Consider the following 25,227-nt stretch of genomic DNA (forward strand, 5'->3'; position numbering starts at 1 on the left):
CTCCTATAGCAGAATTTCACTGCCCAGCTTCTCACAATCACAATCTCTGTGGTCAGCCAGGTTAGGTATTAACTCCATCAGAAGGCGCCTTACTTTTTCCACATTCTCTGCCATCACTTCCAGAACTTCCTCATGAGTAAGGACGGTAGGTGAAATCCCTGCACCAAAGTTGGTGGATAAAGCAACGGTGCTGTAACAGAGGCCCGCTTCCCGGGCCAGCACCACTTCCGGCACATTGGTCATTCCCACCAAATCTCCGCCCAGTTTCTGATACATGCGAATCTCCGCCGCCGATTCGAACCGGGGGCCTTCGGTACAGACATATACTCCGTCCTGCAAAAGTTCCAGTCCTGCCTGATTTGCAGCGGCCAGCAGATTGCCGTTTAACTGCGGGCAGTATGGAGCTGTAAAATCTGTATGTACCACGCCGGCTTCGCCGCCGTCAAAGAATGTTGCTTCCCGCGCCTTGGTAAAGTCCAGAAACTGACCTAAAAGAATCATGGCACCGGGAGGCATTTTTTCATTCAGGGAGCCCACCGCAGCGGTGGCCACCACCCGTTTGACGCCCAGCTTCACCAACGCAGCAATATTGGCCCGGTAATTAACATTATGGGGCGGAGTACCGTGCTTTGTGCCGTGGCGGGCCAAAAAGACAACTTCCCTGCCTTGATATTTACCCTGGGTCAACAGTGCCCTGCCGTAGCGGGTATCTATTTCCAACGTCTGTACATCTTCCAGCAGCTTGGGGTCATAGACTCCGGTGCCGCCGATAATTGCCAGTTCAATACTCATCATTCTACCCCCTATTCGGCCTTCCAGCTGGTCAGATAGCATTCCTGCGCTTTAGACAAGGTATCGATGGAAACACCCATGGCCGCCAGTTTGCGCCGGGCCACTTTATCATCCACCGCCTGCGGCAGGGTCAGCACATCGTTGGGCAGCTTGCCGTGATTACTGTTTAAGTAATGCAGCGCTTCCACCTGAAGAGCAAAACTCATATCCATAATTTCCGCCGGGTGGCCATCCGCCGCCGCCAGGTTTACCAGGCGGCCTTCGGCGATGAGATAAATGGTTTTACCGTTAAACTCATAAGCTTCCACATTTTTGCGCGCCAGCCGCTTGTTTTCGGCCAACTCTTCCAAGGGGCGCTTATCGATTTCCAGATCAAAATGGCCGGCATTGCACAAAATGGCGCCGTCCTTCATATTTTCATAATGCTCCTTGGTGATGGCATCACGACAGCCTGTTACGGTGACAAAAATGTCTCCTTCCGCCGCCGCATCCAGCATGGGCATCACTGAATTGCCGTCCATAATGGCTTCCACCGCTTTAACCGGATCCACCTCACAGACAATTACCCGTGCACCCAGGCCGCGGGCACGCATGGCTACACCTTTTCCGCACCAGCCATAGCCGATTACCACCACAGTTTTGCCCGCCACCACCAGGTTGGTGGCCCGCATAATGCCGTCCCAGACAGACTGGCCGGTACCATAGCGGTTATCAAAGAGATATTTACAGAAGGCATCGTTTACAGCCATCATGGGAATCTTTAGTTCACCGTCAGCCGCCATGGCCCTCAGGCGAATCAGCCCGGTGGTGGTCTCCTCGGCACCGCCCCGCACATTCTCAATCATCTGAGGATACTGGGAGTGGAGCATGGCCACCAGGTCACCGCCGTCATCAATAATCAGATGCGGCTCACTCTGCATGGTTTTATGTAAGTGATCTTCATACTCCTCATCTGTAGCATTGTACCAGGAATGAACGGTGAGGCCGTCTTCCACCAGGGCCGCTGCCACATCATCCTGAGTAGACAAAGGGTTACTGCCGGTAATGGTTACCTGTGCACCGCTTTCCTGCACCACTTTAGCCATATAAGCAGTCTTGGCTTCCAAATGCAGGCAGATAGCCACCCGCAGTCCGGCAAAGGGTTTTGTCTCACGAAATTCTCTGGCCAGCTCATTTAGCACCGGCATATGCTCTTTTACCCAGTTGATTTTCAATTTCCCCTCGGGAGCCAGGCTTTGATTACGGATAGTACTCAATGAATGTAGCGCCTCCTTTTGTACTGCAGCAAATTAAACACTTTGCATTGGCAGAAGTGTTATCCCAAAATTACACTTTCTGCAATCCGGCTTAATTTTCCTGCAGTGGATATGAATTAATTATCTACCGGCATTTCCCTGCCTTCCAGTTCCTGGTAGAGACGTCGGGCGCGGTAGTAACACTCCAGCGCTTTGCGGGTTTCACCCAATTTATCATAAAGCAGTCCCAGCTCAAAAGCCACAAAGGGTTCCTGATGAGCCAAGTGTGAAGATTTGAGCAGATTGACCAGCGCCTGCTCCTCATTGCCCAGCTTTTTAAAAGCTTTGCCCAGGTAGAAATAGAGCTCCCAGTCCCGGGGGAATTTATCCTTTACCGCCTCAAAGGCAGCCACACTGTTTTGGTATTGTTTTAAATTATAATAAACCGCACCCAGGTTAAAATAGGCTACGCTGAATTCCGGATCCAACTCCACAACTTTTTTAAACTCTTCCAGCGCCAGTTGATACTCTTCCCGGTCGGCATAGATATTGCCCATGGCATTATGGATAATGGCGCCGGTTTGGGGATCATCGGTAAGGGCCTGCACCAGGCGAAGCTCCCGCATAGCCTCATCTCCCATCCCCCGTTCCGCATAGGCCACACCCAGGCACAGGTGCGGAAGCATCAAATCAGGTTCCTGACTGATAACCGCCCTAAATTCCTTAATTGCTTCGTCCATCATGGCCAACTCCAAAAAGCCCAGGCCACGACGGAACGAGCGTATGCACGCTTCATTATCTGCCTGTAACAGCAATGGTTTAACTCCCCTCTTTTCTCTGCCAATTTCTTCTGAAGTAAGTTTTTCTTCATAATCCTCTTTTGAGGGCATGATATTGTCAAAGGCATGCAGAAACGATTCCGGCAATTCATCGGGTAAAAAGAAATCATAGCGTTCCTGCAGGTCGTTAATCTTTTCTTCAAACAACAGCCAGTACTCCACATAACGGTCCATACGTTTGCGCAACTCCAGCAACCTGTCGTAGCACATCTGGCGTTTTTCCTTATTGTTGCCCACAGTTTTCAGTTCTTTCTCCACACGCTCCAGGTCTGCAATAATCTTGGTGAATTCACTTTCCTTCATAAATATTAAATGCCTCCTTAAGCCAGTCTACTTCCCTAGGATTTCACAATTTACAGGAAAAACATACATATCAAAATTCGCTTGTCGAAGTGTTGACTTGCCCCAAAAAATATGTTAGACTATGTATTGTCGCTGACGGCGATGCCGGCGTAGCTCAATTGGCAGAGCAACTGACTTGTAATCAGTAGGTTGCGGGTTCGAGTCCCATCGCCGGCTCCAAATTCAATACTTTTTGTGGAGAGGTACCCAAGTTGGCCAAAGGGGGCAGACTGTAAATCTGTTGTCTCAGACTTCACAGGTTCGAATCCTGTCCTCTCCACCACTATACTGGGGCGTAGCCAAGTCGGTAAGGCACGGGACTTTGACTCCCGCATGCGTAGGTTCGAGTCCTGCCGCCCCAGCCACTTACCAAATCAGGTGGCCAAGCCACCTTTCTTTTATCGGAGCCATTAGCTCAGTTGGTAGAGCACCTGACTTTTAATCAGGGTGTCGATGGTTCGAGCCCATCATGGCTCACCACTTATGCGAGAGTGGTGGAACGGCAGACACGCTAGATTCAGGATCTAGTGCGCATTACGCGTGTGGGGGTTCAAATCCCCCCTCTCGCACCATGTCAATTAAACCGAGGTTAATAACCTCGGTTTTTTGCTTTTCTTATACTGGTTGAAATTATAACGCGAGCTTTTCTTATCTTCTCCAACAAACAGGCAAAAAAACAACCCAATCAGAAATTGGGCAGTTCAGGAATGCTCTCTATTATCTCCTGCATGGTAAACGAGATGCAGGGAATTTGTTTAGACACAACAGGTTCATCTTCAAAATAAACTTCCTGTAACGTATACTGTTCTTTTGTCAGTACATATAGCTCCAGCAACTCATTATTTACATCTACTATCCAGTACTCCGGAATTGCATACTTTGCATAAGCATGCAACTTTTGCTGCCTATCACGCTTGGCAGAAAACGGTGATAACACTTCCACCACCAAATCAGGCGGACCTTCAATACCCCGTTTGGTGATTATGGACAGCCTGTCGCGGCGAATCATCACAATATCTGGCTGTCTTACCTCTGTCTCGGACAGGATAACATCAATGGGAGACGAAATTACAATAAAATCACTGGCACATTTTTGAAGCATGCGATGCTCTATTTGCTGCACAACAAACTGATGCACCGCATTGGGCCCCGGCGTCATAGCTTCCAGCCGCCCGTTATTTATTTCGTAACGGATGCCGTCATCGGGCAGACGGGCATAATCATCGTATGTCACCGGTTGTTCTTTAATTCTGTTATCTGGCTTGGAAGGTTTGTCCTTAGTCATGGCCACCACTCCCTGTCAGATTTTTTCTTCATTATACCATAATAAAGTAACTGCTTCCTATATTGGGTTTTTGCAAACTTGATGTATAATACAGGCGAGGTGTTTTCTGTGACCAATAAACCCTGGGGCCGCATGGTAGGTGTCAGGCCCGCAAAACAACTACATACTCTGCTTGATAAAGGCTTTGACTATGAAGCCGCATTTGAATATATGCACAGCAAGCATGGAATCAGCAAAGAAAAGTTCGACCTGTTGTGGCGGGTGGCGGAGGTGGAGCGGCCCATCCTGTCAGAAAGCTCCCGCCCCGGTTTGTTTAGCGTTTATGTGGGCATTCCATTTTGTCCGACACGCTGCTTGTACTGCTCCTTTCCCTCCCACTCTTTAAAAGAACTGGGAAAACTGCGGGGCCAATTTGTGGACACCCTGTTGTGGGAAATTGAAGAAACCGCCAAAATGGCGGCTAAGTATAAATTGAATCCCTACACTGTTTATGTAGGCGGCGGCACACCTACCGCTCTCTCCCCTACGGATTTAAAGCGGGTATTGTCGGCGCTGCGGGAAGCATTTCCCGGCGTCTTGCGGGAATTCACGGTGGAGGCCGGCAGAGCCGACACCCTGACCGATGAACACTTGGCGGTTTTAAGCCACCATCAGGTGAGCCGGGTTAGCGTTAATCCGCAGACCATGCATGGTAAAACTCTGGAGTTAATTGGCCGCTGCCACAGTGCAGAGGATGTGGACCGGGCTGCAAGAAAGGTTAAACAGGCAAAAATCCCGGTGCTGAATATGGATTTAATTGTGGGGCTTCCCGGCGAGGATGCCCTGATGGTAAGAGAAAGCATGGAGCAAATCATGGCCCTTGCTCCGGAAAACATTACCCTGCATGTCTTCTCACCTAAGCGGGCCTCCCGCTTCAGTGAAGACCGTCGGCAATTTACGTTGCCCGCTGATGCTGAAGTGGCGGCTATCCACCGCATGGCCACAGAGATGCTGGAAAAAAAATATAAGCCGTATTACCTGTACCGCCAACGGGACATCCTTGGCGGACAGGAGAATATCGGCTTTTGCCTACCGGGATATGAATGTGTCTATAATATCGTCATGATTGAAGAGCGCCACCACATCTTCGGTCTGGGCGGCGGCGCCACAAGCAAAATCATCCGGTCCGACGGCACGTTCATGAACCTTTCCAACCCCAAAGACGTCCGCATCTACATAGAACGGGTTAAAGATATGGTCATCGGCCGCCAGGCTGAACTGCCGGGCTAATTAGTTTTTCATTTGCGTCATGATGCTGGCCTGGATTTCATTGTAGAGTTCTTGCTGATTGGGAGCGGAGAGAAAGACATCTCGCTGCTTTCCTCCCTGGTTAATGTCCCCTTCCATCACCAAAAGGGAGCCGTCTGAGAGCAAATAGGCCCGGAACACCTTACCCTGGCGGTCACGGAAACGCATTTCGGTGGCTTCCAGAAGTTGGCCCTGCATAACAATTTGGTTTGACTCTTCCACCGTCAGCTTGTTAACTTCCACTTCATTTAAAACAGCCATCACATTTTGAATACTGTCTTTGTCTTTTACCGTCACTGACAAATTATCTTCAAGAAAGAACTGCATGGATGTGGGACTGCTTACATACCCCGCCGCATTTTTATCAAAGGATCGGCTGCAGCCGGCCGCAAACAGTACTAAAATGAGGGATAAAAAGGCAAGCTTTTTCATTGCTGTCTTCCTCCGTCTTATCTGGAATAATATCAGTATAACACAAAAGCGCCGGAGACCGGCGCTTTTTTTTACTGCTTGGAAATTATAAGCTTCGCAGATAGCGAAGCTGCTAAGGTAAGCAGTGCTGAAAGGCGCGCGCTGAGGAAACCGAAAGAGAGCACCTTTCTTGTTATCTATTTGCCGTACAGCCAAAAGTCTGTAGCTTTTTTGTAATCCACCAGCTCTTCGGGGGAGAAGAACAGGTTAATCTCACGCTCCGCACTTTCGGGGGAGTCGGAGCCGTGTACCACGTTGTTACCCATAAATACGGCATAATCGCCACGGATGGTTCCCGGTGCCGCTTCGGCAGGATTGGTCTTACCCATCATATTACGGATTACAGAAACAACGTTTTGGCCCTGCCAGACCATGGCCACAACGGGGCCGGAGGTGATAAAGTCGATGAGCTCACCATAGAAGGGTTTTCCTTCATGCTCACCATAATGCTTGCCGGCCAACTCCGGTGTAATCTGCATCAGTTTCAGGCCTACCAGTTGAAAACCTTTTTTCTCAAAGCGGCTGATGATTTCACCAGCCAGATTACGCTGCACCCCATCGGGTTTAACCATAACATATGTTCTTTCCATTTTAACACTCCTCGTAGTTTAGTATGTAATTAACGGCCGGTCATCGGCGATAATTCTTTTTTCCTCGTTTTTTGCAGTCCGCACATCCTTGGGAACCGCAAACATGGAAATGTGTGTTTCACCGTCATAGTATTTAAGTTCTGTGATCTTTCTGTCACTGAGACGCTTGTCCACCTCTTCTGCAGAGATGGCCAGGGGATTCAGGCTTTTTGCCGCCACAGCAAAACCCCAGGTCGCATCGTATGATGGGATAAAGGAAGCGTAGGAGCAAACAACGGGAAAGGCTGTGGCCAAAGTATTGCATACCGCTGCATGGCACTCCAGAAGACGGGGATTAAACGAACCGGCCTGCAGGGCAATAACCCCGTTATCTGTAAGCCGCTTTGAAACCACCTGGTAAAACTCTTGGGTAAACAAAAGATATGCCGGGCCGTCATCTAAAGGTTCCGGCAAGTCCATATAGATAACATCGAAGGTTTCAGCGGTATCTTCCAGGTACTTGCGGGCATCCATGAAGCGCACCTCCACTTTAGGGTTCTTAAAAGCTCCCTGGCTCCACTCAGGCAGATACTCTTTACAGAGCTCCACCACTTCCTGGTCAATATCCACCATTAAAATTCTCTCCACACTGGGATGGCGGAGGATTTCACGCAGCACCGCACCCTCTCCGCCGCCAACAATCATCACGCTTTTAGGTTCGGGATGGAGAGTGAGGGCCGGATGAATTAAGGTTTCGTGATAGATATATTCATCGTACTCTGATGATTGAATCTTGCCGTCTAACACCAGGCATCTGCCGTAAAAATCGGTATCAATAATCTCAACCACCTGGTACTTGGTCTTTCCGCTGTAAATGAACTGCTCCACACCATGCATGTGCGCCTGGGTTGGATGGGTGTACTCAATGAACCATTTCCAGGTTGGAGTAGTCAAACAAAAAACCCTCCTTTATATTAGAAGTGTCCACAGACATCAAATTAAATTTTAACAAATACAACACAAAAGTCAATGTTTTTTGCAAAAAAAAGAAAAGCAGCCATGTATATCAAACACGGCTGCTTAGTAGTAACAGTATTCTGTTAAGCTCCCTCAGCGGCTTGTTCTTCCACCTCTTGTGCCCTTTCTTTAATGAAAGGCAATTTATGTGAGAGCAACACCAGTACCATCAAGCCGATACCCAGAGCATCGAAAATCTCGTTAGGCGAAACAAGACTAAATGCTGCCCCTAGGAGCAGGATTCGCTGGATAAAGACCAGGTGACCGAAGAAGTAGCTCTGTACCATGGACGATAGGGCCAAAATACCCAATAGCGCCGTGGTAGTCCGCAGAGCAATCATGGCAGGTTCACCAATCCCCAGGATTTCCGGAGCAAAGAAGAACATATAGGGTACAATATAGGAGGCAATCCCTAGTCTGAATGACATCACACCGGTGCGCATGGGATCACTGCCCGATATACCCGCCCCGGCGTAGGCCGCCAGCGCCACCGGCGGGGTAATCGCCGACACACAGGCAAAGTAGAAGACAAACATATGCGGCATTAAGCGAATGATATCACTGGGAATATGGGCAAACATGGGATGGTTAATGGTAATGCTAACCAAGCCGGGAGCCATAACCGAGGCCGCAACAGCATAAGCAGCGGTGGTGGGCATCCCCATCCCCAGCAGGATACATACAACCATGGTAAAGAACAAAGCCAAAAGCAGGTTGGTATCAGCAATGGCCAGCAATACGTTAGCAAAGCGAGCGCCAATACCGGTGAGAGCGATAACCCCCATAATAATACCGGCAGCAGCACAAACAGACATCAGCTGAACTGAACCGCGGGCACCTTTCTCCAATGCTTCAAAGATCTGTTTCGGGCCCATTCTGGTTTCCTTGGCAATCAGGCTGACCAGGAAACTGGAAATAATTCCCCAGAAACCGGCACGGATAATGGAGTACCCCGAAAGCAGTGAATAGATTAGTACAATTACAGGAATGAACAGATATGCCCTTTTAAGCGTCTTGGAAATACTGGGCAGCAGATGACGGGGCACACCATGCAGCTTCAGCTTAATGGCTTCATAATCCACCATCATATAAGCGGAGAAGAAATAAAGAAGCGCAGGCAAAATACCGGCCACCATAATCCGTTCATAAGCGATGCCGGTGATCTCCGCCATGATAAACACACCGGCTCCCATAATCGGCGGCATAATCTGTCCGCCCGTGGAGGCCACAGCCTCGGTGGCGGCAGCAAAGGTTGACGTATAACCAACTTTTTTCATCAGTGGAATAGACAAACTTCCGGTAGCCACAACGTTTCCGGCGGATGTACCGTTCATCATCCCCATCAGGGCACTGGACAGAACGGCAACTTTAGCCGGACCGCCACGGGCAAAACCACTGATAGCAAAAGCAAATTCCACAAAATAAGTGCCTACACCTGATACGGTCAGGAACGCACTAAAGATAATGAACAAAACAATATAGCGTGAGGAAATGGCCAGAGGAGCGCTAAAAACACCATTTGTAGTGTAAAGATAGGTTAAGATACGCTCCGTTGAATACGCCGGCGTCTCAAATATACCCGGCAAATACTGTCCTACAAAAGGATAAATTAAAAAAATTAAGGCGAGAATAGGCAGCGAATTCCCACTTGTGCGACGTGCCAACTCAAAAACCAGGAGAATACCCAGAAGGGACATCAACATATCCATGGTTGTGACGCGTCCTGTTCCAAAGACAAACTGAATACGGTCGAAATTTTGAACTAAATAGGCTGAGACAGCAATAAGACCGGCCATCCCCAGATAGTCGGACCAATGGATTTTGGCTTTGGCCTTAGCCCAGCCGGGAAAAAATGCAAAACCCAGAATACCCAATAAAAGCAGGTGATAGTTTCTGAACAATAGCTGCTCCATGGGTCGGAAATTTAGGATATAAATGTGAAACAGAGATACAAAGGCGGCGTAAAAAAAGAGAAGCTTTCCGCCAATCCCTCCAACTACCCTCTGATTAGAAGACTCTGCTTCGGTATCCGGTGCCAATTCCATGGGAAGTTCCGTGTCTGGTGCTTTTTCGTCTAGTTTATTATCCAGATCTTTCTCGAAGTCCTTGGTCATCAAAAGCCTCCTTTCCCTTCCTGCCGCCCGCAATTGGGCGGCAGGGAAGGAAATTGTAACTTACTTATTAGCCATCCAGTGGAAATAGGTGTTGTACATGGGGAACAGGGAACGAACGTCAGTATGCTCAATGCCACCGGTCCATGCTTCCAGGCCATACCATGCTTCATAGGCGGGGCCCATGGTGGTCATACCCAACATGAAGTCGCCGTCTTGAATGTTCATCAGGTTGTGGTTCGGACCGTCGGTCTGTTCTACTGATACACCGAAACCAAGAGCACTCTGAGCAACGTTAGCCCAGCCCTGACCATACAGGTAGTAAGTGCCGCCAACTGAGGCAGTACCAATGGTCAAAGTAGAGGGAGAAACGTATTCTACGTCTGAGTCATCAGGTCTCAGCTCATCGGGAATGGTGAAGCCTTCTTCTTCAAAGTAACGGATCGCACCTGGATGCAGGGGAATAATACTCATATGCTCGATGTTTTCAGGCACTGTTTCAATAGCTGCTGCGTGGGCATCCAGCATTGCATCATTGTTTTCCATAACAGCCTTAACCATATCGTATACGATGTCCGCATCCAGAGTCTTATGACTGATGGCTACGTTCCAAACGCCAACAGTTTCCAAATCTGCATCCAGCGCATCATAAGTGTCGGCGGGAATTACAGCTCTGGCAAAGAAAGGCCACTCTTCCAGAATGGCATCGCGGTCTGCACCATCCAGTCCGATAAAGACAACGTTATCTGCTCCCTGGGTCACTTCGTACTCACGGAAAGCAGATACCGGGATACCGGCTGCAAAACCATTAGCTTCAAGCAGGCCGTCCGCCTGGGCTTCAACCAGGTCACCGATACCACCATGCTCGATACTTGCGTCGATACCCAATACTTCAAAGAAACGGGGACCGAAAGTTCCGATTGTTCCGGCGGCAGGACCGCTACCTACTCTCATGCCTTCCAGGTCACGAAGGGATGTGGGATAATCCGCACCGGGCTCACCGGTATTGTTGTTATTGTTATCATTATTGTTATTATCACCACAACCAACCAATGCCACTGCAAAAACCAACATCGCTACAACAAGTAACATCCATAATGATTTTTTTCTCATCTTCAAAAAACCCCTCCTCAGTTTTGTTTGAGTTTAACTGGCTTATCTAAGCTAATTCCGGGTGTCTCCCTCCTTTCTCTTGTTCTCACCGGACTCCGGTGGTAAAATCTAAATTGTCACAAAATTTATACTATTAATATTAAACTAAATAAAAATATCGGACAAGTTTTTGTTCATATTGTTCATAGATATTTGTTTTTTTCTTTACTAACACGAACCCGGTATATCAATTGATATATACTAATTTATATAAAAAGTATTCGCGCAATGGTGCGCGAATACCTGTTGTTAATGTTTGTTAGTGCCGGATTACAGCCACAAAGTCCGGGAGGACTTTAAACCGGGCCGTGTCCCCTGCTTTAATTTTTATTTCTGGATGAAAGTGCACCAATAAATTATACGTTTTACCGTCCGGCAGTAGTACTTCAATATAGGAGTCAATGGTGCTGCCGGTATAAACGGTGTTCATCACCCGTCCCTCCAGCGGGCCGTCTTTACACATTTCCAGGCTCTCGGCACGAACCGAGATGTGCACCTCAGTTCCCGGCGTCAGGTCGTGGGTATGGCGGCAGGGGATGTTGCCCAGCGGAGTATCCACAGAGTGGCCGTCTTTACCGATAACCCCTTCCATAATGTTTGTCTGGCCCACAAAGGTGGCCACAAAGACATTTTCGGGAAACTGATAAATTTCCCTGGGTGTACCGTCCTGCTGAATCTCGCCGTCCTTCATCACCACCACCCGGTCGGAAATGGCCAGTGCATCCTTTTGGTCGTGGGAAACAAACACTGCGGTGGCTCCCGCTTCCTTAATAATGCGTCGCACATCCATACGCATCTGCACCCGCAGGTCCGCATCCAGGTTACTGAAGGGCTCGTCTAAGAGCACCACAACGGGCCTGCGGGTCAGGGCCCGGGCCAGGGCAACCCTTTGCTGCTGGCCGCCGGACAACTCGTTGGGGTAGCGTTTTTCAAACCCCTGCAGGCTGACCAGTTCCAGCACTTCTTTAATTCTCTCGTTGCGGTCCTTTTCTTTATAACCAAAACCCACATTCTCAAAAACAGTAAGGTGGGGAAACAGCGCATAGTCCTGGAAAACCATCCCTACTCCCCTCTTCTCAGGAGGAGTCCAGCAGCCCCCATCACTTACAGTCTTTCCGGCCAGTACTATTTTTCCTTCCTCCGCCTGTTCAAAACCGGCTATTAAACGCAGAGTTGTTGACTTGCCGCAGCCGCTGGGGCCAAGCAGGGTAACAATTGAGCCTCTTTCTAAACTCAGGGTGAGGTTCTTAACAGCGGCCTCGGAGGAACCGGCATAAGTTTTTGTTATTCCTTTTAACTCTATATCATACATTGTCGTTACCACCTTTAATATTTGCTCAGCATATAGCGCAGAGGGATAATTGAGACGAGAATAATCAGCAAAGCCGCAGGTGCCGCCAAGTGATAAATACCATCTTGAGCTTCAAAGTAAATCCGTACCGCCAGGGTATCAAATCCTGCCGGCCTAAGCATCAGGCTCACAGGCAGTTCTTTTAGGGAGCTGACAAAAACCAGCGCACCGCCCGCCAATACTCCCGGCAGCATGTTAGGGAGAATCACTTTCAGCATTACCTTCCAGGGAGGATACCCCAGGCTTCGCGCCGCCTCATCAATGCGGGGGGAAACAAGGCTTAAAGAGGCTTCCCCGGACTGCATAGCCTGAGGCAAAAAGCGAACCACAAAAGCCAGCGCCAGCATATAGATGGTGCGGTAAAGCACGGGAATATGATTGTTGAAGATGAAAATAAAGCCCAGGGCAACGATTACTCCGGGCAGAGCATACCCGGCATAGCTAAAGCGGTCAATTAAACCGGAAATCAGTGAAGGGTACCGTGATTTCAGATAAACCACCGGCATGGCAAAAAGTATACAGATTGCAGCGGCAATACCTGAAACCTGGAGACTGTTTAGCACAAAACCAAGGAATCTGCCGTCAAGTGCTCCCGCACGAATGCCGATGTTGGACCAGTAAATAAGCACGCTAATGGGCAGCAGCACTGAAATCACAAAGATAATGCTGACAAAACCCAGTGCATAGGGCTTCCATTTACCCAGTTCCAAAATAGCAGGCTCCCGGTAACTGTTGGATGTTTGATAATACTTGTTTTTCTTTGTTGTTCCTGATTCCAGCCAAAGGATAACCACCGTAACCAGGATCAGCACCAGACTCAAGACCGCTGCCGAAGCGGTATCCATCCCTTGTCTCTGAACATAGATGGCTGCGGTGAAGGTAACGTAGCGCAGCATGGAAACCGCACCAAAGTCGGACAACACATAAAGGGCTACCAAAATAGCACCTGCACCGATGGCCGGCCTTAAAAGGGGCAGATTAACCTTCCGGAAAATTTCAGAAGTGGACAACCCCAGAGCACGGGCCGCATCCTCATAGTTACGGTTCATTTTACGCAGGGATGCGCCGGCAATTAAAAATACATAGGGATAGGTAAACATGGTCAGCACAAAAAAGACGCCCCAGAAAGAGAAAATATCCAGAGGATAATCGCCAAAGAGATTTACCAGCCAGGAAGTGTTTTGCCAGATGTCTCTAGCCCAACCACTGCGGCCCAAAACGATAATATATGTTACCGCCCCCACATAGGGAGGTATAACCAGGGGTAGTGCCAACAACCAGCGCCATACTCTTCTCCCCGGCAGGTTGGTGCGGACCACAATCCAGGCACTGGAGATGCCTATGATTACCGCAGAAAAGGTGACAGCCACCGTCAGGGATAAGGTGTTCCACATCAGTTGGGGAATGCGCTCATCCAAGAGGCGCAACCAACGCTGGGTTCCGGCAAAAACCGATTGCCAAACCACATAGACAATGGGAATTAACATGATTAGCGCCACGCACAAACCAAATATAAGCAGCGCCGGCCCCGGCGGATTCCCCTTCCAGATACTCAGCCATTTCCTTTTTATGAAATGGAGAAGGGTTGGGGAACTTTGCTCCCCAACCTCTGCATTTTGTTTGGTATTTAATTGTGAATTAGTATTGTTAGTCATTACTGCCATCTCCTAGTTGCCTGCATTATCGTAAGTCAAGGTCCAACCCGGAAGTTTCAATGAGCGCTCTGGTATCTTCGAAGTAGTTTCCTAACTCCTTAACCGGCATATCCTGCATTTTTAAATCATTGAAGTCTACGATATAGGGTTCTACTTCCGGGGGATACTGGGCACCGTATTCTGAGTTTATCAAAAGTTCCAGGGATTCTCCCACAAAAGCCGCCTGATTTTCCGGCTCAAGCAGCCACTCCAGGAAAATCAGAGCATTTTCCTGATTAGGTCCGTTGTTAACCAAACCTACTCCGGCGGCATTAGCCACCGCTCCCATTTCATTTTCACCCTGGTCGATATAAATAAAGCCTACGTTATTGTTGGTGGGCTCCAATAGCTGCTGGTGGAAGTAATAGTTATTAACCAGGCCAAAAGCATGTTCACCGGCACCAACCGCTCTGCGGATATCTCCGTGACCCTCAAAAATACCTCCGGCATTTTCCCGGATTGCCGCAATCCAATCAGCAGTCTTCTCATCACCCCACTGGTACCGGAGGGCGGAAACGTGCCCGATCATACCACTGTTGCCGCCACGGGTAATGGCATAACCGTTTTCCACTCCAGCCCACTTGGGATCGAATAAATCTTCAATGCTTTTGGGCATTTCTTCTTCGGTGATCATGTCCTTGTTGTAAATAAAGCCGCGAGCCCTGACCGAAATTGCAAAATACGCATTATTATCGGCACGAAAGCCGGCAGGTATGGTATCTATCCCCTCAGGTTCCGATCCTTGCAGCAAACCCTGCTGATCCAGGTACCCCAAAGCGCCCAGATCATTGGAGATAAAAACATCGGCCTGGACATTTCCTCTTTCCTCTACAATCTGCAGCGCGTTTGCGCCGTGCAGGGCCACAACCTGAATGCCGGTTTCTTCAGTAAACTTGTCCAGAAGTTCCTGAACAAATCTTTCGTTGCGACCGGAGTAGACCACCAATTGCTCCTCAGCGGAGCCACATCCGGAAAATGCCAATATACTGACTGCCAATAAAATACCTGTAAGTATAACGGAAAACTTTTTCATTATTTTTTATTCCCCCCTGTGTACAGCTGTTTCTAAGTATTTTGAAGCTAGGATTCTTGCTTACTGCTTTCATTGATAATCATTTTCATCTGATTCTTGTTTTCATTATATTGCTAATCTATAACATGGGCAAACACTGAGAACAGCAATCAGTGGTGATTACAGCAAGATAGCATAGTAAACCTATCAATAACTTCATATTTCACGCTTTGCCGAAGATTGGAATAAAAAAGCACGCTTATTTCAGTTTCCTCAACGCGTGCTTTTGATACCGGTTTCCTTAGCAGCTTCGCAAACTGCGAAGCGTTATAGTTTCCGGTATAAAAAAAGCAGGGGCGCCCCCTGCTTAAATGTATTGTGGGAAATTTATTAAATTAATCTGTCAGTTGAGTTACCACAAACCGGATCCATTCCGTTTGTGCCAGCGTTTCTTTTACGCCGGTGTAAGTATTGTGTAGCTGGCAGTGGCTGTTCTCCTCGCCACCGTCACTTTGTACAAACTCCAGATAGAACAATTCTATCCCCCCTCTTGCTTTTCCGCTTAATTCAACGCCGGGGGAATGAACTCCTCTAGATTTCTATTGGTACTTTCTTACAGTCACGTGCTTGCATCATTTCAATAAAGGCTTCCACCAGTTTAGGGTCAAACTGCCGGCCGGCAAAGTCACGCAGTTCACGAAAAGCTTCTTCGGAAGACAGGGGCTGACGGTACGGCCGCTTGCTGGTTAAGGCATCATAGGCGTCCACAATGGCCAAAAGCCGACATTCCAGCGGTATATCCTTTCCCTTCAGACCCAGAGGATAGCCGCTGCCGTCCCACCATTCATGATGCTTTAATATCCATTCGGCCAAATGGGCAATATCCGGAGCAGACAAAGCAATACGATGGCCGATTTCTGAATGCCGACGGACTTCTTCCAGTTCGCCTCCACCCAGAATTTCAGGCTTCATCAAAAGACTCTCGGAGATACCCACCTTGCCGATATCATGGTACCTGGCAAACATGCGAATATCATCTAAGCGGCTTTCGGGAATCTTTACCGACTGCGCAAAGTCCGTCACCATATCTTCCATACGCTCTCCATGTCCGTCCCCGATAAAATCTCTTGTGGTAAGAGCTTTTAATAAGATATGAGTCGTGGCATTGCGAACATTTTCATTCCGACGCAGTTTTTCAGCATACATATTATTGTCCGCTTCCTTAAACAGTTCGGCTATCTTTACCGGTTCCTCACTGACGGCAAAACCGATGGACATGCTCAGATACAGCTTTCCGTTCTCTTCATTGTAACGGGCTATACCTTTACCGATCCTCTCACAGGCATTTTCCACCGCATTAAGGTCTGTATCCGGCAAAAGCACAGCAAATTCATCACCGCCAATCCGGGCCACCACGTCACTTTCCCGGAAGCAGGACTTAATGATCTGAGCCGCTGCCTGCAGAAGGCTATCACCCACATCGTGCCCCAGGCTGTCATTGTAGAGTTTTAGCCCATCTAAATCGCAAACAATCATACCTACCCGGGGAAAACGTCCCGACTCCAGGCGCCGCATTTCCTGCTCAAAGTAAGTGCGGTTGTAAATGCCGGTAAGGGCATCGTGCAGACTGAGAAACCTTAACTGTTCTTCCTTTTGCTTTTGTTCTGTAATATCGGCAATAAATGAGACAAAACCTGTCACTTCCCCCTGCTCATTGTGAACCGCTGCAGTGGATAAACTCACTTCGCATAATGAACCGTCTTTACGCTGACGCCTTACCTCTGCTCCTGAGACGGAGCCGCCCTTTTTAACCTGAGCCTGCAGCTGGCGAAACTCCAGCACTTTGTCTTCCGGCACTATGGGATTAAGATGGCCCAGTACTTCATGTTCCTTCCAGCCAAACATAGTTTCCGCCGCTGGATTCCAGCTCATTACCCGGCCATCTTTGTCCAGAGTAATGATGGCCAATGGTGAGGCTTCAATCAGAGCACTTAATTTATTATTTGATGATAAAAGCTGCTGTTCATTGTGCAGCCGGATGTTAAGGGAACGGGATAACTCCCAAAAAAGCAGCAATCCTGTCAGGGATACAAAAAACAAGCCTTTATATGTTTGCAAGTCGTTTTGCAAGTCCGGATCCACCACCATCAAGGCCAGCAGGCGGTCGGAGAAAAAAATCCACAGCCCCGCAATAAGGACATAATATGCAGTTATTCGCAGCGCATAAGGATTGATCCGCTTTTTCAATAATTGCACTCCTGACAGTAAGATATTGGATACTGTATGTTTTCGCTTTATTTTTGTCTTTCCCTGCCACGTTCTTTTAATTTCTTTAATTTGCGCTTTATATTGGCTTCTTCCTGCAACACCGGAGGCAATTCCCCGGTTCTTCTGTAATATTTTTTGATTTCTTTAAACAGGTGGACAAGCGAAGAGCGACTGATAAATTCAGCACGGGTTTTAGGTAGCTCCATCTCTTTGAAATCTGCTTCAAGATTAATAATTAAAGTATCCAGCAAATCTTTATGGGTAGGCCTGCCGGTAAGCCGACGGATCTGGACACGGCGCAATAAACGCAACAGGCGCGCAATGGGCCGGGCCTGGGGCACATCATCCTCCATTCGGATTGCCAGGTTATGCATCTCCACCAACCGTTCCGCCTGTGAGGAGAATTTACGCAGGGCGTCGCGGTAGCGGTCGGCCTGGGTCTCCTTGGTGAGAGAGAATTTCTGCTCTTCCTGAAACAGTTTGGATAACTCCAGCCCTACTTTTATCTCCCGCTTGATATCTGCGGCCCGCAGTTCAAAATCCTCAGCGGCCTTCCCGGTATTGAGCATTTCCCGGGCCACATCGTTCATCATCACCGATAAAGACAATTCTATTTCCTGCAACTTTGTTTTCACATCATCCTGATGATGGGGGGCAAACAGAAAGTTTATGCCAAGCGCAACCACGGCACCGATTAAAGCACTTAAGAATTGCTCCACAGAGTACATGGGCAGGCTGGCCGCTTCGCTGGACATAATCCCGATGGCTACCACCGCAGTAATTAAGATATTATCCTGCCAGTTAAGGCGCAGGCAGCTAAGAATCACGAATATGGTGACCACGCCAAAGGCCAAAGGTGAATTGCCCAGCATCAAGCCAAACAGGGTGCCCAGCACCGCACCCAGTAAAACACTGCCCAATCTGGCTGCACTTCTGACAATGGATCTGTAAAAAGTCCGTTGTGTGGTAACCATGGCCACAATAGCAGCCAGGGTTACCCGTTCAAAACCCAGACTTTGCACTATGAAAATGGAAAGACCAACGGCAAGTGCTGTTTTAATAATCCTGCCGCCGACATAAAACTTATTTGGCATACATATCGCTCCCATACTGCTGTAGACAATAAACCCCCGTTAGTCGGGGGTTAGTTACGCAAACTATGAATTGGGGCAGGAATTCGACCACCGCGCCGGACAAAATCGCTGGAAGAAAACGAATTTACCGCCATTATCGGTGCACGGCCCAGCAAGCCGCCAAACTCCACCGAATCGCCCACGTCTTTACCGGGAGCAGGGATAATCCTCACCGCAGTAGTTTTCTGGTTAATCATACCGATGGCTGCTTCATCGGCAATGATTGCGGCAATGGTTTCCGCAGTGGTGCTGCCGGGGACCGCAATCATATCCAAGCCCACAGAACATACACAGGTCATAGCCTCCAGCTTATCCACACTCAAAGCTCCGTCTTCCACCGCACGGATCATGCCGGCGTCTTCACTGACGGGAATAAAGGCACCTGACAAACCGCCCACATAAGACGAAGCCATGGCTCCCCCTTTTTTTACGGCATCATTAAGAAGTGCCAGTGCCGCAGTGGTACCATGGGTACCGCAACGCTCCAACCCCATGGCTTCCAGTATTTCGGCCACACTGTCGCCCACCGCCGGAGTAGGCGCCAGGGATACATCCACAATGCCAAAGGGCACACCTAAACGCTCAGCTGCCGCACGTCCCACCAACTCCCCCATGCGGGTAATCTTAAAAGAGGTCTTTTTCACTGTTTCGGAGAGGGTGCCAAAATCGGTGCCCTGCACTTTTTCCACTGCCCGTTTAACCACGCCGGGACCGCTGACGCCGGTGTTAATTACACTTTCAGGCTCCCCTACACCATGAAATGCTCCGGCCATAAAAGGATTGTCTTCCGGCACGTTGGCAAATACCACCAACTTGGCGCAGCCCAGGCCATCCCGGTCTGCGGTAAGCTCTGCCGCCTCTTTTATGATGCTGCCCATACGATAGACCGCATCCATATTAATACCGCTTTTGGTGCTGGCCACATTAACCGAGGCACAAACCCGCTCCGTTTCCGCCAAAGCCTGCGGGATGGCATCCAACAGTTTGCTGTCGCCAACGGTTAAGCCTTTATGTACCAGTGCTGAAAACCCGCCAATGAAATTTACTCCCACCGCTTCTGCGGCGCGATCCAGTGTCCGGGCAAAATCCACATAACTGTCGGTATCGGTAGATTCAGCCACCATGGCCATGGGAGTGACAGAAATGCGCTTATTTACTATGGGAATGCCAAATTCCCTCTCCAGCTGTTCCCCCACCGGTACCAGGTCACTGGCCAACCGGGTAATTTTGTCATAAATCTTCTTACACGCCACTTTAACATCCGGATGGCTGCAATCACGCAGGCTGATACCCATGGTGATTGTTCTGATGTCCAGATGCTCTTTCTGAACCATCTCTATCGTTTCAACAATTTCCTGGATTGTTAACATAAACAGTATCCCTTCTTCCCGGCAAGCTAGATTCGGTGCATATAACGGAAGATATCTTCGTGCTGGGCATCGATACGCAACCCCAGCTCTTCACCTTTATTGGCCAGCAACTCCTTTAATGTGGCCAAATCGATCTTACTGTTTTCCATATCCGCAATGAGAATCATGGAGAAAAACCCCTGCATGATTGTCTGGCTGATATCCAGTATATTAATGTTGCTTTCCGATAAAATATTGGCCACCGCTGCAATAATACCCACCTTATCATGGCCCAGCACACTGACAATAATTCTGCTGCCGCCTGGCGTCTCTGGTCTCTGCATCTTTTTTTCTGCCCTCCTTTGTTATTTTGTAACTTCCACCGATGCGTCCGGATTAAACGGATTGGTCCGCATGGCAAAGGAAAATAAAAACGGATAATCGGAACGCAAATGTTCCATATACGAAAGCCATTGCCGGGTTAAAGCTGAGTACACCCGGTTAACATCACCCATTAAATGTTCAAAATCTGACTCCGGCACGGACGCTAGATCACCGCGGGCTGCCAATTCCTCCGTCAAATGAAACACAGCCCAAAGCAGCTCGGTAAATTCATCGTGCTCCAACAGATTGGGATTTTCCAAAAGGCGTAGGAGAAAGTCCCGTTTCTTTAGCAAAAAGCTGCGCAGCTCCTCCAGTTCTTTACGGGTACAGTGAAACTGATATGTTGCACTGTTTAACTGCCGGCAAACCCGGTCAAAATCAGCGTCAGTCCACGTATCATCAAGGAGCAGCTGATCTGTTATCTGGCACGCCCCCCGATCAAAGGAAGAAAGCATCTGCAGAATGCTTGTCCCCGCCTCACTGAAAAACGCCCCAATTACCATATTGAGTTTCTTCAGCAGCGCATTTTTCTCCCGCTCTTCCAAAAGCTTCTGTAAAATTAATGTAACCAGCAGAACCTGAATAAAAACAAAAGCTATATCACCAATGAGGTAGAGAAAAATATGGTGAACATCCCGAAATATCAGATAATGGATATAATATACCAGAGCCGAAACAACCAATAAAGCCAGTATAAAGTATGTACGCCAATTAAGCAGTTTCATAAAAACCTCCCATTACGGAAACAAAATGACCACATGCGTGGCCACAACAAATAATCGTGAAATTTATCCCTTGAAGGATATCATACCATAGCGGTGAAAATGTGACAAGAAACAGTATGGAAAAAAATTACCCGCCACAAAGCGGGTAATTTCTTGCAACGATCAACCGGCATACTTTTCAAAGTCCTCTTTTTCAGCTCCGCAATCCGGACATCTCCAGTCATCCGGCAGAGCCTCAAAGGCTGTACCAGGTGCGACATCATTATCCGGGTCCCCTGCTGCAGGATCATAAATATAACCACAATATGTGCAAACCCACTTCTCCATGCTTTTGCCCCCTTCTTGTGCTTGAGTTAAATTCATTCTACCACAATGCCTAGGGGGGAAAATAAACGAATTATTAATTGCTTATCGGTTGCGGACAATGGAGTAAGCCGCCAGCGCAATGGAGGCCATCTTACCGGAGGAGGGTTCGTTACGGGAAGTTAGGATCACCGGCTTTTTTGCCCCCAGCACCAAGCCCGCCATCTTGCCGGAAGCAAAATAAATAATGGCTTTGCCCAGCAAATTGCCGGCTTCGATGTTTGGCACAATCAACAAGTCTGCACGGCCGGCCACCGGGCTTTCCAACCCTTTATGAACAGCTGCATCCTGACTAATGGCCACATCCAGTGCCATGGGACCGTCCACCACCACGCCGTGAATTTCCCCTGCCGCCGCCTTTTGCTTTAGCTCCCAGGCATCCACGGTGGACTGGACCTTGGGGTTAACCTTTTCATTGGCGGTGAGAATGGCGGCCCGGGGTTTTTCCAACCCCAGGGCCTGCAAGAACTCTACGGCGTTTTCCAAAATGGCCTGCTTTTGCCCTAAATCAGGCTCCACATTTAGTCCACCGTCGGACATATAAATTAACCGGTAATAGCCGGGAATCTCATAAACCGCCAGATGAGAGAGAATCCTGTCTGTGCGCAGGCCCCCTTCCGGGCTTAATACAGCACGCAGAAAATCTGCACTGTTTACCATGCCTTTCATCAGAATATCGGCCTTGCCTTTTGAAGTTAGCTCCACAGCATGGGCCGCCGCTTCCACCGGGTCTTTAATATTTATAATTTCCATTCCCTGCAGGTTAAGGCTGGCGGTCATAGCCAGACGCCAGATCCGCTCTTCATCCCCCACCAGCACAAAATCCACCAAATCGGCTTTTTTTGCTTCCCGCACGGCCTGCAGCACCGTATCATCGGCAGCACCGGCAATACACATGCGGCATTTATCATAATCCTGTAAAGCGGCAATCACCTGATGATAATTTTCAAAACTCAATTTCATCGCCTCCCGCTTCAATCTCGCCCATAAATCCGGGGTTTCTCTTCGCCCCGCAAAGCACGCAGCGCACCCTCTGCCAACGCAGTAAGCTCCTCCTCACCGGCAAAAACCTCCACCCGGCCCAGAAAGCCCACCCGTGCTTCAATCATCTTCACAAGGATCTCAGAATATGCCATTCCTCCGGTCAGTGCCACCGCATCTACATCGCCATGTAAAACTGCTGCCATGGCACCGATTTCCTTACCCACCTGATAAGCCATGGCCTCCATAACTTCCCTGGCTTCGCTGTCACCGGCTGCAGCACGTTCTGTAACTTCCTTAAAATCTTTTGTCTGCAGATAGGAATATATTCCGCCCTTTGCAGTGACCAGCTCCCGCATTTCTTCCCTGGATTTCTCACCGTTAAAACACATATCAATCAGGGCCAGCGCAGGCAGTGTGCCGGTGCGCTCCAGCGAAAAAGGGCCTTCGTTGTTGGCATTGTTCACATCAATCATTCTGCCGCGCTGGTGGGCAGAAACTGAAATGCCGCTGCCCAGATGGGCAATCACCAGGTTCACATCCCCGTAGCCTTTTCCCAGTCTCCCGGCACACCTGCGGGCCACAGCTTTGGTATTTAAAGCATGGGACATGCTTTGGCGCCGGATTTCCTTTAACCCGGAGTAGCGCGCCAAAGGGGCAAATTCATCCACAGTCACCGGATCCACGGTATACACCGGAATGCCCAGCTTTTGTCCCCAGGGAAATGCCATCACCGCTCCCAGATTGGAGGCATGCGCACCGAAACGGCATCGCAGCAGGTCATCCCTCATCTGTTCATCAACCAGCCACACCCCGCCGGAAACAGGGCGCAACAAACCGCCGCGCACCACAATGGCTGCCAATGACTCCAGTGCCACGCCGTGCTCTTTTAAAAAATATGTAATGGCCCCACAACGGTATTCAACCTGATCCATCACCGCAGAAAAACTCTCCAGTTCCTCCCGCGGGTGGCGGATTGCCTCCTGGAGTACACAATGCTCCCCGTCAAACAAACCTATTTTTGTGGATGTGGAACCGGGATTAATGGCCAACACTTTTTCCATCTTCTCACCTCACCCCTCATGTCACAAACCGGATAAGACTTCAATAATATCTTCCCATATTCAGTATGATATAATATGGGCCATGAATCAATACTTTCCAAGAGGTGAAATCAATGAATGAAACAAATTTTCAGCAGCATGTGGAAACATTCGTTATGTGGCATGCAGAACGCTCCCCCACCAGTGCCACCAATATGGGGATACATACCTGGGATCATAAGTTGGCCGACTGCAGGCTGGAGGCTATAGAAGCCGAAGCAGCGGGGCTGGAAAAATTTCTGCAGGAATTTCAGGCCTGCCAAAGCGCCAACTACACCAATGACGGGCAGGTAGACCATACCCTGGTGGTACAGCTAATAAAAAGTATGCTGCGCAACCATAATGAAATGTCACACCATCGTCGCAACCCGGGTTACTATCTTAGCGAAATTCTAAATGGGGTGTTCTCCCTGATCCTCAAAGATTTTGCCCCCTGGCAGCAGCGCCAGGAGAGCCTGGCCGCCAGGATTGCCGCAGCCCCCGCGGTATTGAAGGAAGCAAAAAACAATCTGGAACCCGACTCCGTGCCCCGGGTCTGGGCCGAGGTGGCCCTGGAACAAGCCCGGATGGGTCCCGGACTCTTTTTGCAGATGCTGCCGGCCATGGCAGACTCTCCGGAAGCGGCAGAAAGGTTAAAAGAAGCGGGCAGGGAAACTGCCGCAGCCATGGATGATTTTGCCCGCTGGTTAAGTGAAGTTGTACTTCCTCAGGCAGCCGGAGATTTTGCGGTACAGACCCCGCTTTTTGACCAACTGCTGAAAGAAAATCACATGGTGGACTATGACAGTGAAGAACTGCTGGCCACCGGCTGGAAGCTTTTTGAGGAAACAAAGACACAGATGGAGACACTGGCACAGCAAATTGACCCGCATAAGACGGTGGAAGAAATCATTGAAGATGCAAAAAACAACCATCCCACCGCAGATGGGCTCTTAGATGCGGTCCGGCAGGCAATGGAAGCGGCACGCAGCTTTGTTATGGAAAATAATATTGCCACCATTCCTGAGGGGGAACAGCTGGATATCATTGAAACCCCGTTGTTTTTGCGCCCCCTCATTCCCTTTGCCGCCTACATTCCCCCCGGCATTTACGACAAATCACTCACCGGTGTATACATGACCACACCGCCTAATCCCGATGACTCCCCGGAAGTGGCAAAAGGAAAACTTAAAGGCCAGCATTATGCCAAACTGCCGGTAACGGCACTGCACGAAGCATACCCCGGTCATCACCTGCAGCTGGTCACCGCAGTAAAAAACGGCACCACCGCACGCAAACTGGGACTTCACCTCTCCACCCTGTTCATAGAAGGCTGGGCGTTCTATTGCGAAGAACTGATGGAGCAAACCGGTTTTATTGCCGAACCGGTGCAGAAGCTGGGGCGTCTCCACGACCAACTCTGGCGTGCCGCCCGTATCATCCTGGATGTAAGCCTGCACTGCAAAGGCATGAGCATCGATGAAGCGGTGGACTTTTTGGTCACCCGCTGTCAGCTGGAGCCGGCCAATGCCCTGGCGGAAATCCGCCGCTACACCCTCTCCCCCACCCAGCCCCAGTCATACCTGATGGGGAAATTAGAGATTATGAAAATTGTGGACGAATATAAGCAAAAGCATCCGGGCACAACCCTAAAAACCATGCACGACCACATCCTGGCCTGCGGCTCCCTCCCTCCCCGCCTCCTCCATAAAGCCCTCTTCGCCCAATAAATAAGACTGGAGCCCTTCTGCCAGGACAGGTGAGACTCCCGGGACGGTTCTTAAA

At 49.2% G+C, this 25,227-nt stretch carries 23 protein-coding genes and 5 tRNA genes; 7 read left to right on the forward strand and 21 right to left on the reverse strand.

Features of this window, described 5'->3' with window-relative positions; all coding sequences use genetic code 11:
• Window positions 1-3 precede the first annotated feature (3 nt).
• The 3 genes from mtnP to DEALDRAFT_RS16095 form a co-directional block, all read right to left on the reverse strand.
• Window positions 4-792, reverse strand: a complete 789-nt coding sequence (gene mtnP / locus DEALDRAFT_RS10095) for an S-methyl-5'-thioadenosine phosphorylase (protein ID WP_008517189.1) — start codon at window positions 790-792, stop codon at window positions 4-6.
• Window positions 793-803: 11 nt separating this feature from the next.
• Complete coding sequence (locus tag DEALDRAFT_RS10100) at window positions 804-2,048, reverse strand: adenosylhomocysteinase (protein ID WP_008517190.1); 1,245 nt, start codon at window positions 2,046-2,048, stop codon at window positions 804-806.
• A 116-nt stretch (window positions 2,049-2,164) separates the two neighbouring features.
• Window positions 2,165-3,169: a tetratricopeptide repeat protein gene (locus DEALDRAFT_RS16095; protein ID WP_008517191.1), complete on the reverse strand. Its 1,005-nt coding sequence runs from the start codon at window positions 3,167-3,169 to the stop codon at window positions 2,165-2,167.
• Window positions 3,170-3,312: 143 nt separating this feature from the next.
• On the opposite strand from DEALDRAFT_RS16095, the gene DEALDRAFT_RS10110 reads away from it, so the two are divergent.
• The 5 genes from DEALDRAFT_RS10110 (at window position 3,313) to DEALDRAFT_RS10130 (ending at window position 3,780) form a co-directional block, all read left to right on the forward strand.
• Window positions 3,313-3,388: transfer RNA gene (locus DEALDRAFT_RS10110), tRNA-Thr, on the forward strand.
• 17 nt (window positions 3,389-3,405) lie between these two features.
• A tRNA-Tyr gene (locus tag DEALDRAFT_RS10115) sits at window positions 3,406-3,491 on the forward strand.
• 6 nt (window positions 3,492-3,497) lie between these two features.
• Window positions 3,498-3,573 (forward strand) — tRNA-Gln (locus DEALDRAFT_RS10120).
• A 39-nt stretch (window positions 3,574-3,612) separates the two neighbouring features.
• Window positions 3,613-3,688 (forward strand) — tRNA-Lys (locus DEALDRAFT_RS10125).
• A 5-nt stretch (window positions 3,689-3,693) separates the two neighbouring features.
• Window positions 3,694-3,780 (forward strand) — tRNA-Leu (locus tag DEALDRAFT_RS10130).
• Window positions 3,781-3,893: 113 nt separating this feature from the next.
• Here the strand turns inward: DEALDRAFT_RS10130 and DEALDRAFT_RS10135 are convergent.
• Entirely contained in the window at window positions 3,894-4,493 is a 600-nt protein-coding gene (locus tag DEALDRAFT_RS10135; protein WP_008517192.1) for a Uma2 family endonuclease, read from the reverse strand.
• An 81-nt stretch (window positions 4,494-4,574) separates the two neighbouring features.
• On the opposite strand from DEALDRAFT_RS10135, the gene hemZ reads away from it, so the two are divergent.
• Window positions 4,575-5,762 carry a coproporphyrinogen dehydrogenase HemZ gene (gene hemZ / locus DEALDRAFT_RS10140; protein ID WP_083798739.1) on the forward strand — a complete coding sequence of 396 codons (1,188 nt, stop codon included), beginning with the start codon at window positions 4,575-4,577 and terminating at the stop codon, window positions 5,760-5,762.
• On the opposite strand, the gene DEALDRAFT_RS10145 is transcribed toward hemZ, so the two are convergent.
• The 17 genes from DEALDRAFT_RS10145 to buk form a co-directional block, all read right to left on the reverse strand.
• Window positions 5,763-6,212 carry a hypothetical protein gene (locus DEALDRAFT_RS10145; protein WP_008517194.1) on the reverse strand — a complete coding sequence of 150 codons (450 nt, stop codon included), beginning with the start codon at window positions 6,210-6,212 and terminating at the stop codon, window positions 5,763-5,765.
• Between the two features lie 176 nt (window positions 6,213-6,388).
• Complete coding sequence (gene ndk / locus DEALDRAFT_RS10150; protein WP_008517195.1) at window positions 6,389-6,841, reverse strand: nucleoside-diphosphate kinase; 453 nt, start codon at window positions 6,839-6,841, stop codon at window positions 6,389-6,391.
• A gap of 18 nt (window positions 6,842-6,859) precedes the next feature.
• The gene (gene speE / locus DEALDRAFT_RS10155; RefSeq protein WP_008517196.1) at window positions 6,860-7,774 is read right to left on the reverse strand and encodes a polyamine aminopropyltransferase; all 915 of its coding nucleotides are present in this window, start codon (window positions 7,772-7,774) and stop codon (window positions 6,860-6,862) included.
• Window positions 7,775-7,920: 146 nt separating this feature from the next.
• A complete protein-coding gene (locus DEALDRAFT_RS10160) occupies window positions 7,921-9,951 on the reverse strand; it encodes a TRAP transporter permease (RefSeq protein WP_008517197.1) in 2,031 nt (676 codons plus the stop codon).
• A gap of 60 nt (window positions 9,952-10,011) precedes the next feature.
• Window positions 10,012-11,061, reverse strand: coding sequence for a TAXI family TRAP transporter solute-binding subunit (locus DEALDRAFT_RS16100; protein ID WP_008517198.1), 1,050 nt, complete (start codon window positions 11,059-11,061; stop codon window positions 10,012-10,014).
• A 298-nt stretch (window positions 11,062-11,359) separates the two neighbouring features.
• Window positions 11,360-12,412 carry an ABC transporter ATP-binding protein gene (locus DEALDRAFT_RS10170; RefSeq protein ID WP_008517199.1) on the reverse strand — a complete coding sequence of 351 codons (1,053 nt, stop codon included), beginning with the start codon at window positions 12,410-12,412 and terminating at the stop codon, window positions 11,360-11,362.
• Window positions 12,413-12,426: 14 nt separating this feature from the next.
• The gene (locus tag DEALDRAFT_RS10175) at window positions 12,427-14,106 is read right to left on the reverse strand and encodes an ABC transporter permease (RefSeq protein ID WP_008517200.1); all 1,680 of its coding nucleotides are present in this window, start codon (window positions 14,104-14,106) and stop codon (window positions 12,427-12,429) included.
• A 25-nt stretch (window positions 14,107-14,131) separates the two neighbouring features.
• Window positions 14,132-15,178 carry an extracellular solute-binding protein gene (locus DEALDRAFT_RS10180; RefSeq protein ID WP_008517201.1) on the reverse strand — a complete coding sequence of 349 codons (1,047 nt, stop codon included), beginning with the start codon at window positions 15,176-15,178 and terminating at the stop codon, window positions 14,132-14,134.
• Window positions 15,179-15,552: 374 nt separating this feature from the next.
• Window positions 15,553-15,693 carry a hypothetical protein gene (locus DEALDRAFT_RS16920; RefSeq protein ID WP_008517202.1) on the reverse strand — a complete coding sequence of 47 codons (141 nt, stop codon included), beginning with the start codon at window positions 15,691-15,693 and terminating at the stop codon, window positions 15,553-15,555.
• A 55-nt stretch (window positions 15,694-15,748) separates the two neighbouring features.
• Window positions 15,749-17,404, reverse strand: coding sequence for a diguanylate cyclase domain-containing protein (locus DEALDRAFT_RS10185; RefSeq protein ID WP_008517204.1), 1,656 nt, complete (start codon window positions 17,402-17,404; stop codon window positions 15,749-15,751).
• Between the two features lie 47 nt (window positions 17,405-17,451).
• On the reverse strand, window positions 17,452-18,519 hold the full coding sequence (locus DEALDRAFT_RS10190; protein ID WP_008517205.1) for an aromatic acid exporter family protein: 1,068 nt from the start codon (window positions 18,517-18,519) through the stop codon (window positions 17,452-17,454).
• Between the two features lie 50 nt (window positions 18,520-18,569).
• Window positions 18,570-19,928 carry a PFL family protein gene (locus DEALDRAFT_RS10195; protein WP_008517206.1) on the reverse strand — a complete coding sequence of 453 codons (1,359 nt, stop codon included), beginning with the start codon at window positions 19,926-19,928 and terminating at the stop codon, window positions 18,570-18,572.
• Between the two features lie 26 nt (window positions 19,929-19,954).
• Window positions 19,955-20,251 (reverse strand): ACT domain-containing protein, encoded by a 297-nt coding sequence (locus DEALDRAFT_RS10200; protein WP_008517207.1) that lies wholly within the window; start codon window positions 20,249-20,251, stop codon window positions 19,955-19,957.
• A gap of 21 nt (window positions 20,252-20,272) precedes the next feature.
• The gene (locus tag DEALDRAFT_RS10205) at window positions 20,273-21,016 is read right to left on the reverse strand and encodes a hypothetical protein (RefSeq protein ID WP_008517208.1); all 744 of its coding nucleotides are present in this window, start codon (window positions 21,014-21,016) and stop codon (window positions 20,273-20,275) included.
• A 162-nt stretch (window positions 21,017-21,178) separates the two neighbouring features.
• Window positions 21,179-21,343 carry a rubredoxin gene (rd, locus tag DEALDRAFT_RS10210; RefSeq protein ID WP_008517209.1) on the reverse strand — a complete coding sequence of 55 codons (165 nt, stop codon included), beginning with the start codon at window positions 21,341-21,343 and terminating at the stop codon, window positions 21,179-21,181.
• 81 nt (window positions 21,344-21,424) lie between these two features.
• Window positions 21,425-22,336 (reverse strand): bifunctional enoyl-CoA hydratase/phosphate acetyltransferase, encoded by a 912-nt coding sequence (locus tag DEALDRAFT_RS10215; protein ID WP_008517210.1) that lies wholly within the window; start codon window positions 22,334-22,336, stop codon window positions 21,425-21,427.
• A 17-nt stretch (window positions 22,337-22,353) separates the two neighbouring features.
• Entirely contained in the window at window positions 22,354-23,424 is a 1,071-nt protein-coding gene (buk, locus tag DEALDRAFT_RS10220; RefSeq protein WP_008517211.1) for a butyrate kinase, read from the reverse strand.
• Window positions 23,425-23,537: 113 nt separating this feature from the next.
• Between buk and DEALDRAFT_RS10225 the strand changes: the two genes are divergently transcribed.
• Window positions 23,538-25,172, forward strand: a complete 1,635-nt coding sequence (locus tag DEALDRAFT_RS10225; protein ID WP_008517213.1) for a DUF885 domain-containing protein — start codon at window positions 23,538-23,540, stop codon at window positions 25,170-25,172.
• Window positions 25,173-25,227 lie beyond the last annotated feature (55 nt).

Source organism: Dethiobacter alkaliphilus AHT 1 (genome assembly GCF_000174415.1).
GTDB lineage: Bacteria > Bacillota > Dethiobacteria > Dethiobacterales > Dethiobacteraceae > Dethiobacter > Dethiobacter alkaliphilus.

Excerpts from the sequence above, each read along its gene's own strand:
- mtnP (WP_008517189.1), bottom strand. The coding sequence starts at position 792 with ATGAGTATTGAACTGGCAATTATCGGCGGCACCGGAGTCTATGACCCC.
- DEALDRAFT_RS16095 (WP_008517191.1), bottom strand. The coding sequence starts at position 3,169 with ATGAAGGAAAGTGAATTCACCAAGATTATTGCAGACCTGGAGCGTGTG.
- DEALDRAFT_RS10135 (WP_008517192.1), bottom strand. The coding sequence starts at position 4,493 with ATGACTAAGGACAAACCTTCCAAGCCAGATAACAGAATTAAAGAACAA.
- hemZ (WP_083798739.1), top strand. The coding sequence starts at position 4,575 with ATGTATAATACAGGCGAGGTGTTTTCTGTGACCAATAAACCCTGGGGC.
- DEALDRAFT_RS10145 (WP_008517194.1), bottom strand. The coding sequence starts at position 6,212 with ATGAAAAAGCTTGCCTTTTTATCCCTCATTTTAGTACTGTTTGCGGCC.
- ndk (WP_008517195.1), bottom strand. The coding sequence starts at position 6,841 with ATGGAAAGAACATATGTTATGGTTAAACCCGATGGGGTGCAGCGTAAT.
- DEALDRAFT_RS10160 (WP_008517197.1), bottom strand. The coding sequence starts at position 9,951 with ATGACCAAGGACTTCGAGAAAGATCTGGATAATAAACTAGACGAAAAA.
- DEALDRAFT_RS16100 (WP_008517198.1), bottom strand. The coding sequence starts at position 11,061 with ATGAGAAAAAAATCATTATGGATGTTACTTGTTGTAGCGATGTTGGTT.
- DEALDRAFT_RS10170 (WP_008517199.1), bottom strand. The coding sequence starts at position 12,412 with ATGTATGATATAGAGTTAAAAGGAATAACAAAAACTTATGCCGGTTCC.
- DEALDRAFT_RS10175 (WP_008517200.1), bottom strand. The coding sequence starts at position 14,106 with ATGACTAACAATACTAATTCACAATTAAATACCAAACAAAATGCAGAG.
- DEALDRAFT_RS10180 (WP_008517201.1), bottom strand. The coding sequence starts at position 15,178 with ATGAAAAAGTTTTCCGTTATACTTACAGGTATTTTATTGGCAGTCAGT.
- DEALDRAFT_RS10190 (WP_008517205.1), bottom strand. The coding sequence starts at position 18,519 with ATGCCAAATAAGTTTTATGTCGGCGGCAGGATTATTAAAACAGCACTT.
- DEALDRAFT_RS10195 (WP_008517206.1), bottom strand. The coding sequence starts at position 19,928 with ATGTTAACAATCCAGGAAATTGTTGAAACGATAGAGATGGTTCAGAAA.
- DEALDRAFT_RS10200 (WP_008517207.1), bottom strand. The coding sequence starts at position 20,251 with ATGCAGAGACCAGAGACGCCAGGCGGCAGCAGAATTATTGTCAGTGTG.
- DEALDRAFT_RS10205 (WP_008517208.1), bottom strand. The coding sequence starts at position 21,016 with ATGAAACTGCTTAATTGGCGTACATACTTTATACTGGCTTTATTGGTT.
- rd (WP_008517209.1), bottom strand. The coding sequence starts at position 21,343 with ATGGAGAAGTGGGTTTGCACATATTGTGGTTATATTTATGATCCTGCA.
- buk (WP_008517211.1), bottom strand. The coding sequence starts at position 23,424 with ATGGAAAAAGTGTTGGCCATTAATCCCGGTTCCACATCCACAAAAATA.
- DEALDRAFT_RS10225 (WP_008517213.1), top strand. The coding sequence starts at position 23,538 with ATGAATGAAACAAATTTTCAGCAGCATGTGGAAACATTCGTTATGTGG.